General features: G+C 43.8%; 11 protein-coding genes. 6 read left to right on the forward strand and 5 right to left on the reverse strand.

Annotated elements, in window-relative coordinates:
• Window positions 1-203 precede the first annotated feature (203 nt).
• On the forward strand, window positions 204-1814 hold the full coding sequence (locus AC2CZC_RS06650; protein ID WP_484584254.1) for a CHASE domain-containing protein: 1611 nt from the start codon (window positions 204-206) through the stop codon (window positions 1812-1814).
• On the opposite strand, the gene AC2CZC_RS06655 is transcribed toward AC2CZC_RS06650, so the two are convergent.
• The 3 genes from AC2CZC_RS06655 to AC2CZC_RS06665 all read right to left on the reverse strand — a co-directional run bounded on the left by AC2CZC_RS06655 (window position 1777) and on the right by AC2CZC_RS06665 (window position 5096).
• On the reverse strand, window positions 1777-2652 hold the full coding sequence (locus AC2CZC_RS06655) for a DUF417 family protein (protein WP_484584255.1): 876 nt from the start codon (window positions 2650-2652) through the stop codon (window positions 1777-1779). The two genes, AC2CZC_RS06650 and AC2CZC_RS06655, sit on opposite strands and share 38 nt — an antisense overlap.
• Window positions 2653-2766: 114 nt before the next feature.
• A complete protein-coding gene (locus AC2CZC_RS06660) occupies window positions 2767-3552 on the reverse strand; it encodes a substrate-binding periplasmic protein (protein WP_484584256.1) in 786 nt (261 codons plus the stop codon).
• An 11-nt stretch (window positions 3553-3563) separates the two neighbouring features.
• Window positions 3564-5096 (reverse strand): response regulator, encoded by a 1533-nt coding sequence (locus AC2CZC_RS06665; protein WP_484584257.1) that lies wholly within the window; start codon window positions 5094-5096, stop codon window positions 3564-3566.
• Window positions 5097-5551: 455 nt separating this feature from the next.
• On the opposite strand from AC2CZC_RS06665, the gene AC2CZC_RS06670 reads away from it, so the two are divergent.
• Window positions 5552-5722, forward strand: a complete 171-nt coding sequence (locus AC2CZC_RS06670; RefSeq protein ID WP_155401336.1) for a hypothetical protein — start codon at window positions 5552-5554, stop codon at window positions 5720-5722.
• A gap of 5 nt (window positions 5723-5727) precedes the next feature.
• Here AC2CZC_RS06670 and AC2CZC_RS06675 read toward each other — a convergent pair whose 3' ends face one another.
• Both AC2CZC_RS06675 and AC2CZC_RS06680 read right to left on the reverse strand, forming a co-directional pair.
• Complete coding sequence (locus AC2CZC_RS06675) at window positions 5728-6225, reverse strand: TlpA family protein disulfide reductase (protein WP_484584258.1); 498 nt, start codon at window positions 6223-6225, stop codon at window positions 5728-5730.
• Complete coding sequence (locus tag AC2CZC_RS06680; RefSeq protein WP_484584259.1) at window positions 6215-8335, reverse strand: TonB-dependent receptor plug domain-containing protein; 2121 nt, start codon at window positions 8333-8335, stop codon at window positions 6215-6217. Before AC2CZC_RS06680 ends, AC2CZC_RS06675 begins: the two co-directional genes overlap by 11 nt.
• Before the next feature lie 220 nt (window positions 8336-8555).
• On the opposite strand from AC2CZC_RS06680, the gene AC2CZC_RS06685 reads away from it, so the two are divergent.
• From AC2CZC_RS06685 to lspA, 4 genes are all read left to right on the forward strand, one after another.
• Complete coding sequence (locus AC2CZC_RS06685) at window positions 8556-10199, forward strand: methyl-accepting chemotaxis protein (protein ID WP_484584260.1); 1644 nt, start codon at window positions 8556-8558, stop codon at window positions 10197-10199.
• 77 nt (window positions 10200-10276) lie between these two features.
• Window positions 10277-10693, forward strand: coding sequence for a BLUF domain-containing protein (locus AC2CZC_RS06690; RefSeq protein WP_484584261.1), 417 nt, complete (start codon window positions 10277-10279; stop codon window positions 10691-10693).
• Window positions 10694-10733: 40 nt separating this feature from the next.
• The gene (locus AC2CZC_RS06695) at window positions 10734-12425 is read left to right on the forward strand and encodes a methyl-accepting chemotaxis protein (protein WP_484584262.1); all 1692 of its coding nucleotides are present in this window, start codon (window positions 10734-10736) and stop codon (window positions 12423-12425) included.
• An 84-nt stretch (window positions 12426-12509) separates the two neighbouring features.
• The gene (lspA, locus tag AC2CZC_RS06700) at window positions 12510-13001 is read left to right on the forward strand and encodes a signal peptidase II (RefSeq protein WP_484584263.1); all 492 of its coding nucleotides are present in this window, start codon (window positions 12510-12512) and stop codon (window positions 12999-13001) included.
• The last annotated feature ends 11 nt before the right edge of the window (window positions 13002-13012 follow it).

Here is a 13012-nt window from a genome sequence, read left to right on the forward strand (position 1 = left end):
CAAAGTGCAGCTCGGCCTTTGCTTTAATCTTATGTTGAGCGACAGTAATATCGCAAGTTAGCGATAATAGCAGAGAAGCGGGTATCTGCCGAATGAATTGTGATATGGCTATGCATCGGTGAGAGACTAATTTTTATTAAAAATGCGGTGTTATTGATGCCTTTATCTATACTTGCAGTTGACAAGGATGATTGGGGGTAAGCATGGATTTTACGCGTCGTCATTATGCTGGGCTATTGCAAGGACTTGTGGTGTTACTTGGATTTAGCTTAACGGGATTTTTAGGTTATGCCTTATACGCCGAGCAACAGCGTTTAATTAACCAGGAATTTAACCAAGAATATCTTTTGCGTGTTGATTCTTTTAAGCAGAATGTACTGAATCGCTTAGCAACATTACATAGTTTGGCAATGTTATTTGAAACTCAGCCAAATGTAACCAAGCCTTTATTTAAAAAGGTTGCCGCGGAGCTCATCGGGCATCACCCTGGAATTCAGGCGTTGGAGTGGGCGCCAAGGGTGGAGCATGTAAATCGTTTGCCGTTTGAGCAAGATGGTCTAAAACACCACTCCCACTTTTCAATTACGGAACGACACCCCTCAGGTACTATGCAGTACGCAACAGAGCGGTCAGAATATTATCCAATTCAGTTTGTAGAGCCGATTTACAATAATGAGATTGTACTGGGGTTTGATTTATTATCTGACTCACACAGGAAATCCACTATTCAGGCTTCAAGAGATCTTGCTCTACCGCTTGCCACATCAAGTCTTAAATTGGTTCAAGACCCCAAAGGACACAGTGCATTTTTAGCGATGCGGCCGGTGTATCTTGATAGGCCGGTTACCGTGCTTGAAAAAAGAGAGCACATTCTCGGTTTTGTTGTCGGGGTATTTAAAGTGCAGGCTTTGCTTGCACAGTCCAAGCTTGGTAAAAATGAGGGCGATATTGCTTTTACAATTAAGGATGTGACTGAACCGACGCATCAAGAGTTACATGTAGATGGAACATTAGAGGCGGGTATACCGCCAGTTATTGTTTGGATTGAATTGTGGGGGCGAGATTGGCAAATAAGCGCGACGCCCTCTTCTCAATTCATCGCAAGTCGCACTTCAGCAGTGCCTTATATCGTGTTGGTTATTGGTTTTTTATCGACGCTCCTGACGGTGCTATATGTTCGCTTGTTATATCGTAAGCAGCTGGCCATAGCGCAAGCTGTAAGAGCAAAAACATATGAGCTGGACAAGGCTAATGCGCAATTGCAGGTACTAACGCAAGTGGATGGTTTAACACAGGTTTCGAATCGACGTTTTTTCGACTTGCAGCTGCAAAAGGAATTCCGCCGAGCTGCGCGTATTGCGAGCCCTATCAGTTTGCTGGTGGTTGATATTGATTATTTTAAAGAATATAACGACCGCTATGGGCACATAATGGGAGATGAATGCCTTCGCAGTGTTGCGCAAGCCTTGAATGCTTTGGCAAAGCGTCCCTGTGATGTGTTTGCACGTATTGGCGGTGAAGAGTTTGTCTTTATTTTGCCAGATACAGAACGAGTAGATTCGCTCTGTGACCAATGCTTAGAGGTCGTTCAAGGGCTAAAAATAAGACATGAAGGTTCTGATGCCTATAAGTTTGTGTCTGTCAGTATTGGTGCTGCAGTGATGCGCCCGAGTAGTCATGAAAGTGCTGAAATTGCGTTGAATCATGCTGATCGAGCAATGTATACGGCCAAAGAAAATGGCCGTAATTGCGCGCACATCGTGAATTTGGTTAAGCCTAATTCTCCACAGGTACCGATGAGTATTGTTGATTAGTATGTTGTTGCATACTTGGGTTATGGGCTATCCATGTGATGATTAATAAGTTACAGATAAACCAAATGTCTTTGATAATAAACTGCCCTGTGCCTGTTAGCAGTGTGGTTGCACTGAGTGCCCCCGGAGTTGTGAATAGAAAAGTTTGTGTCATGATAAAGACCACACCGCAGCCAAGAATGGCAATGTTCACTAATACCTTGCTTTGATGAGCCAGCGCGACTGCGAGTAATCCCGCGATAAATAAGTCGTAGATGCCAATGACGTTTGATGCCATTTGTAGCGACATCAAGTCATACATCCATGACATAAATGGCGAGTGATTTACTAGCGTCTCTATCCCTTTCGCTTCAAATTCAAAAAACTTCATGCTGCCTATCCACACAAGTACCAGTGCGACAGGGAAAAAGTTGAACCAGAGATGTTGATTATCAGTCAATTTATCACGTAAAAATAGATAAGTTGCAATAGGCAACAGCGCGAAATATTTGATGATCCCTTGTCCGGAACCAATAACAGGAAATCCACCAAGGGAAGATATCCAGCGGGCTTCAGAAAATAAAGAGAGTAAAAATAGAGCGCTAAGCACAAATAACCCGATGCCAGCTGCTTTTTTTAGCACGGAGTGCTGAAAGATAAGCATTGCGCTAATTATCACAATCACACCACCGAGTAATTGTGCCGCATGCATCTGTGATAAAATACTATCTAAGGAATAAAGCTGTGTCATGGCGTGCACATAGCGATCGTTGCCGCCTAGCATCATTGATAACCCGAAAATAAATAAGCTAAAGGCCAATGAACCGGTCACCAAATTTATAAGCATTTTATGTTGCATATGAACTCCAAGAATATGAACTATTCTTAAAGACCGCATCAAGTAGATATATATTTCACTTGTCGTGAAGTAAAGCACATCCTCAGTAGCATTTTTCAATGCTAATTATTGATACTAGGGAGTGTGAATAGCATGAGTACTTTGGGCTTGGGTCAATATGGCTTGGTATTCACCGCTCGCTTTGATTTTTTGCATTCCCTCATTAAAGGTTTTTAACAATTCTATTGACCCGTCTTTGTCTTTTGGAAATAACAGGTGCAATGTCCCTGTCATGAGCGGTGTAGTGTGGTAACTGAGCTGATGCTTTTCATTTGGGTACTTTTGCTCTAACAAATAGGTTGCAGGCAGTAACCCCATGGGGAAAAGGTCAATTCTCCCTTTGAGTAGCATTGAAAGATTCTGTTCATCTCGGGTCATGACATTGATATCTAAGAAACCAGTATTTGCCAATTGCCAAAACTCTTGTGTATAGCTGTAGCCGCGAGTTGCGCCGATGCGGTATTTATCTAGCTCCGGCAGGGAACGCCAAGGAGGAACGGGATTATTTTTATTGTAAAAAAACACTGCGGTCTCTTCATACAATGCTGTACTACAAAAATAATCTTGCTGCCTCTTATCCGTACAAAACCAAAATGCAGATGCATCATAGTTGATTTTCTCGGACTCTTTAAAGCTGCGTGCCCAAGGCATAAAGACAAACTTGACCTGAATATTTTGCTTGGCAAAGGCTTTTCGAAGGATTTGTGGCACTAGTCCCTGGTGCGCTAAGCTTTTTCCAGAGTAGGGAGGATATTCACCAATCGTAATCGTCAAGGTGCGCGCATGGAGTGAATGACTCAGCACTAAAAAAGCCAGATTTAAAAATAGTACTGTGAAAGCAGAGAGCTTGGTCGTTGTCATAAGCGTTGGCACTATGTACTCGAGTCTGCGGTAGCAAGAGCTTCCATTAACTCTTGCTGATTAAACGGCTTGGTCAAATACCCATTTGCACCCAGTTCAAGGCATTTTTGCTGTGTGGCTTCGTAAGCATCAGCTGACAGCATGATGATCCGAGTAGATTCTGACATTGACATCGTCTTGAGCAATGCGAGTACTTCATAGCCATTCATTTTTGGCATATTGATATCGAGTAAAATGAGATCAAAAGGCGGCGAGTTATTAATAACTTGTAGCGCTTCATAGCCATCAGATGCTTGCTCTATGTCGGTACAAAATGTCGAGAGCATTTTATTGGTGATAACGAGATTGAGTGCGTTGTCATCAACCACCAAAACACGGTCAATATCGGGAATGTGTACCTTGGTTGCGATGGGCTCTGGTTCGCTGTGTTGCTTGATGATTTCCACAGGCATTGAGATAGAGACTTGTGTGCCCACACCAAGCTGGGATTCAAAGGTAAGTTGATAATCGAGTAACTCACAGAGTTGAGAGACAACCTCTAGTCCCAACCCGCTGCCGCTGACCATGCCTTCATAAGAGTTGTCTTCTTGGGTATACGCTTGAAATATCGCATCGACATCTTTAATGCCAACACCCGTGTCGATGACAGAGACTGTGCATGCTTGCGCTGTGATCGCCGCGCTGATGGTCACCGAACCTGACTTAGTATATTTGATTGCATTGCTGACTAGGTTACTCAAAACTTGGGTGAGCCGTACTTTATCTGTTTTAACATAAACATGAGTGAGGTTGTGTGTCTCAACATTGAGGGTTAATTGCTTTTCATTTGCCGCAGCATCGTACAGTTCGTGAATATGGCTGAATACATTGTCTAGCGAGACCTTTTCGATGCTGGTGGAGAGTTTTTCAGCGTCTAGTTTAGACAGCGTGAGTATATCATTGAGAAGAGATTGCAACTGTTCGCCACAGCTCAATATGGTACTGATATCTTGTGCTATTTTTTCATTGCCCACAGCGCTTTTCAAAGTCCCGGCAATACCTAAGATGCCAAAAAGGGGGGTGCGGATTTCATGCGACATCCGTGCAAAAAACTGCTCTCGGGCTTCGAGTTCCTCAATAGCCCGACGTTCACTTTCTTTAAATTCAGTGATATCGATGTGAGAGCCAATCATGCGAGTTGGGTGGCCATCCGACTCTCTGATTATTAATCCTTTACACCGTATCCAGATTGTCTTGCCAGTAGCGTGGGTATACCTGACTACTTGGTCATAAGGGTGGCTTGGATCTGCTTTGTGCTTTTCGAAGTTATCAAGGGCTTGTTGGAGGTCGTCTTGATTGATGATTTTATGCCACTCGCTGACCTCGTGTTTTTTGGTATTGGGGTCGTAACCAAGTGTCTGCCATAATTTGGGGCTCATCCATTCTTGTTCTGGGTTATCAAGATCCCAGTACCACAGACCATCCAAAGACGATTCAACCACAAAGTCGAAAATCTCTGGGTGTTCTTTTAGCTTCGCGTACAGTTCCTTTTCCAGTCTGTGCACAAAGTATCCTCCAAAATTAGGCTAGTAGCATAGTTAAGTATAGTCATTACAGACATAGGTGCAGATTTTATGTACAGTGAAGTATTGCAGTCTGACGCCATGGGTTATTGAAAAGTCACTTTGAAAAGAGAATTGCGTAAAAATGACACATAAACTTCATTTTTCTCTTGTACAGTTTAATCAATTAAAGTATGCTGACCAACTTGCTTATGAAACTCACAAAAATAAGCAGTAATATGTCTTACCTTGATCCAGTCAGTCATAGTTTTAAAGTTAGCGCCTTAATGCGTCTGTCTTGAAATTATCAATTGTACGACCATGTCATTATCATGGTTATAAATGTTGCCACCGAGTGTGGGCACTATTCAGCAGACCTTAATAAGGCATCATGTAAATAAATCTCTTTGTGTATTGTGCACGTAGAGATATTAATATTAAAAAATGAGCGTTTTATTATGTCTTACTTATACCAAGGACAGCAGGTGGCGATTACGTTACCGGTCCAATCAATTTCTATGCATAAATGCCGCATGGCAGTAAAGCATCAATCAGGCCTAAGTTACATCGACTTTGCAAATACCGCCGATGCAAAAGGCTTTTTAAACTGGCTGGGTAAAGCAAACTAACCCAGCTAAGCCTGACATTGCGCATTTGCCATTAACCCATTCAATGCACTTCGTAAAGCATGTTCTGGCATAAAGCCAATGTGGTAGGTCACTAATACTCCCTCGCTATCTAAAATAAACAATTGTGGTGCGCTTTTTACGGTCAATGACTGCGCCAATTTATTAGGCAAGGTAGTGATGGGAAAGTGACTTTGATAACGTTTCATTGCCCTTTTTAGAGTGTGTCTGTCGCCCCCTGTTGCCATCATCATTACGGCCAGTTTATGGCAGTTTTTTGGCTGTTGCTCAACGAGCTGAGCGAGTAATTTATATTGCTTTTTACACCAGCTGCAATCAGGTTGTACAAGCATGATTGCAAGCACTTGACCTTGGTAGACTGATAAGCTGCTAGGTGCATTTTGGGTGATTGGGGTCAGATTTAACAGATAAAAAGGGCTTATGGCCGCAGCGCCAAAAGGCGCTGCAAGTAAAAGCCAAAGTATTGAGGTTGGTTTAAAAGTCATAGTCAAAGCCAAGGTATGCTTGTCTGCCTCTAAGCGGTGCATAAATATAGGTGACGTCATATCCACCTTCGCTGTCAAACAGCAGGGGAGACGCTTCATCAGCTGCCTGATTGTAATCTAGCGCATTATTCATACCTGCATATAGCTTAATATCATTTGTCAGTGCATAGGTGACTTTAAAATCTAGCAACCCATAACTAGAGACGTCAGTGGCTTTAGGTTGTTGTGCCTGGATATCATTGAAACCCTCATAGCCATAATCACTCAAGTCTCGGCTGGGTACAAATAGGTAATTGGCTGTGACTGTCCACGCGGCTTGCACAAACTCTAGATTGATACTGGCGCGCTTTTCGGTGGGTGCTATGCCAAAGGAGGACTTAAATTCATCATTGTATCTGTAAGTCTCAATACTGGCGCCAAGCTGAAGTTGCTCTAATAGTTGATAGCTCAATGCGAGATCCCAAGCCCACACATCAGCCTGTTCAGATAATTGGCCTAGTACAGGTGTGCCAGTTTCGTTGTGAGATAGGGTGGCTAGATTATCGACTTGCGTATAGGCCAATGACAATGTTGCATTGAGCTTGTTCGCACTGTGGTTCAGTGAATAGTTATACCCGACAGAGCGTTCGACATCATGCACATCGACTAAGTAACCTTTTTCAGCATCTAATATCCCATGATCGCTTTCGAAAAAAGACAGTGGTGCTCGGTAGCCTTGCCCTATAGATAGCCGTGATGTCCAGTTTTCGTGGTGAAACCAGCGTATATCCAGCCGCGGAGAAACTAAGGTTTCATCTATTTCGTTATCAGTTACTCGATTGGCGATAAAATCTGCGGTGATGCGGTCGAAGCGTACCGCCAAGGCCAGTTCAAAATCAATGGACGGGGTATAGGTTTCCTGAATATACAAACCTGATACGGTGTAATCAAAGCTGTCAGACATATAGAGTGGATTGTCGGCTAGTGCTGCGCTGTGACTACGCATTTGCTCATCACGGTGATCGACTCCCAGGGTGATAAGGTGCTGATCATTCAGTGCATAATAGAGTTTGGCAGTGATAAATTGCATGTCATCTTGCGCAAAATAATCAATGCTTTCATAGAAAGAGTCTTGAATATGCTCAACATTGGCATAACTGATATCGACAGTGAGCTTATCATTCATACTGTGTAGCAGCGACACTAACCACTCTTCTCTTTGTGTGTCGACCCACTCTGCCGTTTCCCAAGCGTGGCCGACATAACGACCATCGACTTGGTTATCGACAAACAAACGCTCAGCTTCCCCTTGATTGACACTGGCCAACGTCTCGGCTATTGAGCTTGTGGTATCGCCAAGCACTGGACCGCCAAACACTTCAGAGTCACTGCGTCCATAGCGCGCTTTGATAGTCGTATCGAGTGATAAATCATGGGTGAGCGTGATGGCAATAGACTGGTTGTCTAAAAGTGGAGATTCACTGACGCCATTGTGGTCACCGTCAAATTGATCACGACTATCTTGTTGCGCAATGGCACTGATGCTGCTGCGCTCATCTTCACTGACGCCCATAGTAACCATGGATACTTTTCTATACCCATGGTTGCCGACCGCGGTGTCTAGCTCAGCGGCATTTTTAGTTGGCTTTTGGGACACTAAATTAACCGTCCCGCCAATGGCTTCGGGCGCAGTCAAGGATGCACCTGCACCGCGTGCAATTTCTATGGTGCCAATGCCTGATGTCGCGATGCTATCCATACCATAAAACCCAGATAACATGGTGTGCATGGGCACGCCATCGATCAATACATTGGTGTGCTCCCCCTTCATACCATTGATCATGATGCGTTTTGCGCCACACATTGAGCATTCGTTGGAGACTCGAATGCCGAGTGCCTTATCTATCGCCTCCGTTAAATTGGCAGCCTGCATATTTTTTAATTGCTCGGCATCTATCAGCTCTGTTCTGGCAATGCTGTCTTTTAATATGCCACGTGCTTGCAGCCGAGATTGCACACCTTGAACTTCAATATGCTCAAGTGCTGTTTTATCTGAAGTTGAAGTATTTGCGAAAACGCCCGCAGAGCTAAATAGCAGACTAGTTATTAATGATGGTGTTAGATAATTCACGACGTCTATTTATATGATAATGATTATCATTAATGTTAAGTGTTTATGTACCTTGAGTGCAAGTAATAATTTATTTTTTATCCTTGTAACCAGAAAGCGCTTGATAGGGTCTATTTGTCAGTAAAAACAAATAAAAGCTAATTTTTTACAGGGCTGAAATTGGCGCAGGACTAAATTAGGCCCTAAATTTACTAAGCGGAAGTGACAAAAAGGTGAATAAATGAACTTTTTAGCGGGATTAACGATACGACAGCGACTTTCTGTCGGGTACGGCGCTATTTTGTGTTTGATGATCATATTAACAGGGATAGGGATTAAAGACGTTAACTTTATAGATGACACCTTGGCTCAAATGACGGATGTCAATTCGGTAAAACAGCGATATGCGATTAATTTTAGAGGCAGTGTGCATGACACCGCGATAGCTATTCGAGATGTGGCAATCGCCCGCTCTGACAATGAGCTGAGCCAATTTGAACGTGAGATTGCTGAATTAGAGCGCTTTTATATTGAAGCTGAAAACAGCATGGCACAAATGAAATCCAAAGGGGTGCCGTTTAATGATAATGAAAGACGTATTTTAAAAAGCATTGAAGACATCAAAGTCACCACACGGCCTTTAGTGGCAACGATTATTGAGAAAAAACGGGCTGGTGAAAACGTCGATGAGGCGGTGCTTGAGCAAGCACGACCTGCCTTTATGACTTGGCTGGCGCGGATCAATGAATTTATCGACTATCAAGAAGAAGCTAACCAAATTGCCACGCCAGAGGCACGTGCGGTCGCCGGTGGATTTGGCCAGTTCATGGTCGGTGCAACCATACTGGCCATTGCGGTGAGTGTATTTATAGGGTTGATGATTGCGAAGAGTATTCGTGAAGCGCTGGGCGGTGAAGTACGCCAAGCTGAAAAGGCCTTGTCGGCCATTTCACAAGGGGATCTTACTCAGAGTATGTCCACTGACTACCCCAACAGCATGTTGTCTAAATTATTTGATATGAAATTACAGCTCACTGAAATTGTTTCTAAGATTGTGGGTGGTTCGGCTGACTTAGCTGAACAAGCTAAGGTTGTATCTTCTGGCTCCGATGATATTTATGCTGCAGCACAGCAACAGGCTTCTTTAACGCAGCAGACAGTGGTGCGATTGGATCACCTACGCAGCAGCATTGATCATGTTAGTGAACTGACAGCCAGAACAGAGGAAAACTCTGAGTCTACAGTTGAGTTTGCAGACAAAGGCCGCGATGCCATTGCTGCCAGCGCTGCTGAAATTGTCCGTATTGCAGAGACGGTTAATGGCACAGTTGCACAGATCAAAAAGTTAGAAGCCAATACCGAGCAAATTGGTGGGATTGCCAATGTTATTAGTGGCATATCAGAACAAACCAACCTACTGGCATTGAATGCTGCCATAGAAGCGGCACGAGCGGGTGAGTCTGGACGCGGCTTTGCGGTGGTGGCAGATGAGGTAAGGCAGCTTGCGAAGCGCACTGGTGAGGCGACAGGTCAAATCGAGGCCATGATAGGTGAAATTCAAAAAGAAACTTCGGCTTCAGTTGAGGCGATGGAGCAAACTCAGCCTCAAGTTGAAAATGGTAAAGCGCTTATCCAAGAGGCTACTGAGTTGCTGCAAAGCATCGATGCCCAAGCCAGTGATTCACTTCAGCGGGTGAGGGAAGTCGTGCAAGCCAGTGCGGATCAAGTGGGGGCGATCTCGGAAGTATCTGAAGCGATGAACTCCATAGCTTCTATGTCTGACAATGCCATTGAAGTAACAGAGACGAATCGAGATGCGACGCAAAAGCTAGATGAATTATCCGCTGGTATGCGCAGCGCCATTAGCTTTTTTAAAGTGCATTAGCACCCATGCTTTGTTAAAGCGCCATGGTCGTTCATTAAATTATTGTTCGTGAGAACACGTGTGGAGCAGCAAACAATATGTTTCAACTGGTATACATCAGCAAGGCTAAAAACCGGCTCGGTGAGCCCGAATTACTCAAGATGATGGCGAATTTTCGGGCCCGTAATACAGCCAATGAGATCACCGGCTTGCTCTTGTACGACGGCAAAGGCACGTTCATCCAATTATTAGAAGGTGAGGTGGATGCTGTACAGGCATTGTATTCATGTATTTGCCAGGATCCCCGTCATGAAAGGATCAACAAGTTACATGAGCAGACGGTTGAAAAACGCATGTTTGCACAGTGGCAAATGGGATTTAAGCGTCTTGATAAGTGTGACGCCATTGAGCAAGAAGGCATGTCAGAGTTTTTAAATCAAGAAGACGGCTTTGATTATTTGCAGCATCACCCAGAATTTTCAATTCAGCTTTTACACTATTTTAGACAGTGCTGAGAAGCTTGAAACTGCATAACTAAACCAAAAGGTGTTGATTATGAATCAACTAAACATTGCACACCGTATCTATTTAATGAGTGGTATTCAGCTGGCGATGCTGCTGTTGGTCGGTACCATAGCCTTGGTGCAAATGGCAAAAATAGGATACGAGCTAATTGATATTGCAGAAGAGGATATTCCGCTCAATAACTTTCTTACCCAAATCACAGAGCATCAATTAGAGCAGGCCATTTTACTTGAGCGCATGCTTTTGTATAAATCATTGGCGGATAACGGCCATGCTGAATATGACAATAAAATAAGTCAACTTAAGCAAAAGCTCATCACATCCGTGGATAAAGTGGGTAAAGAAATAAAAGAGACCCGGGCTTTTGCAACTGAAGCAATCACACTCGCGCACTCTCAAGAAGCGGCTAAAAAGTTTAAGCAGGTGCAGCAAGAATTGGATGTGATAAGCAAGCATTATGCAAAGGCCAGCCTTGATATAAATGCGCTTATGGGGCAATTATCGCAAAAACCACTTATTGAGTTGATGCCGCAGGTGAAGCTGATTGAGCAGGAAGAAGATCAATTGAAAGACGAGTTAATTGCCCTCCTTGCAGATGTTCAAAAGTTCACCCAAAAAGCAACGCGTCAAGCAGAGCGTGATGAAATTTTAGCGATCAAGCTTATCTCCGTGACTGCGATTGTGGCTGTGGTGATTGCTATCATCGTCGCGATGGTCATTGGTCGCTCTATCACGCAACCGATTGAAGCACTGATTGTCAGGCTAAAATCGATAGCCGGTGGAGATGGCGATTTAACCGTGATGCTGGATGAGTCCGCAAAAGATGAAACGGGCATTATGGCCAAGGAGTTCAATAAGTTTGTCTCTGGGCTGCGTGCTACCATTCAAAGTACCAATGAAGTCGTAAAAAGCTTGGGCAGTTCCTCTGAGCTGGCCATGAATGTGATGCGCCAAACAGAGCAAAGTGTGACGGAGCAAAAAAATCAAACGGAGATGGTCGCGTCCGCAGTGTATGAAATGACGACCACCACGCAGGATATGTCAAAAAGTACAGCGCATGCGGCTGAAGCCACAGCCAAGGTGCGCGAAAAAGTGAACTCAGGAAAAAGTATCGCAACGCAAACCAATCAAATTATTGAGAACCTAGTATCAGAGCTTAACCTGGCATCGGATGAAATAGGCGAGCTGGTAGAAGAGACCAATAATATCAGCTCAGTACTGGAAGCTATTCAAAGTATCTCTGAGCAAACGAATTTGTTGGCACTCAATGCTGCCATTGAAGCGGCAAGGGCGGGAGAAAGTGGGCGCGGCTTTGCCGTCGTCGCGGATGAAGTGCGCACGCTTGCGACGCGCACCCAGTCATCAACGGCAGATATTCAAGATTTATTAGATCGCTTAAAAACGGAAGCCAACAAAGTGGTGAGCAGTATGGAAAAGGGCAAAGCAAGTGCCCATAACTGCTATGAAAAAAGTGAAAAAACGCAACAAATGCTTGATGAAGCATCAGAGTCGATTGAGCAAATTAATGACTTAAATACACAAATTGCGACAGCCACTGAAGAGCAATCTATGGTTGCAGTTGATATAGATAAAAACATTAATAATATTAATGATTTGGCAAAAGAGACAGCGCAAGGGGCAAGTGAAACGGCCGATGCTAATCATAATATTGCCAAACGCATTATTGATTTACACACTAACTTTAACCGTTTTGTGACCTAATCACTTAGCCTATTTATCGAGTTGTCATTTTATGTTCACTAACTGCTTTTTATAGTGATAAAACGCAGCGCAGGAGCAAATAAAATGAAAGAAAGCAAAACGGGACATATTTTATTGGTGTGCATCATTTGCTTGATACTTGATCAAGGCACCAAGTGGTGGGCCAGCGACAGCCTAGTTGCTTGGCAGATGACCAGTTATTTGGGAGATGTGGTACGCATTGGGTATACCGAAAACCTAGGCGTATTCCTGTCTTTGGGTGCTGAGTTATCTCCTGCCCAGCGGATGGTGTTATTTGTTGGGGTTATTGGATTATTTTTGCTGGCATTGCTCGGCTATATGATTAAAAGCCATGATTTATCAAAACGACAATTGACGTCCCTCGCATTGATATTTGCGGGTGGTTTGGGGAATTTACTCGATCGTATTTTCAATCAAGGCGCAGTGATTGATTTTATCAACCTTGGGATCGGCACAGTGCGTACAGGGGTGTTTAATGTCGCTGATATCGTTATTTTGTTGGGGGCTATGATGATCATTGCGTGTACGCCTTTTCAATTGGAGCAGCATAAATAGCATGTATAAAG

The organism is Pseudoalteromonas sp. MMG033 (assembly GCF_057197785.1).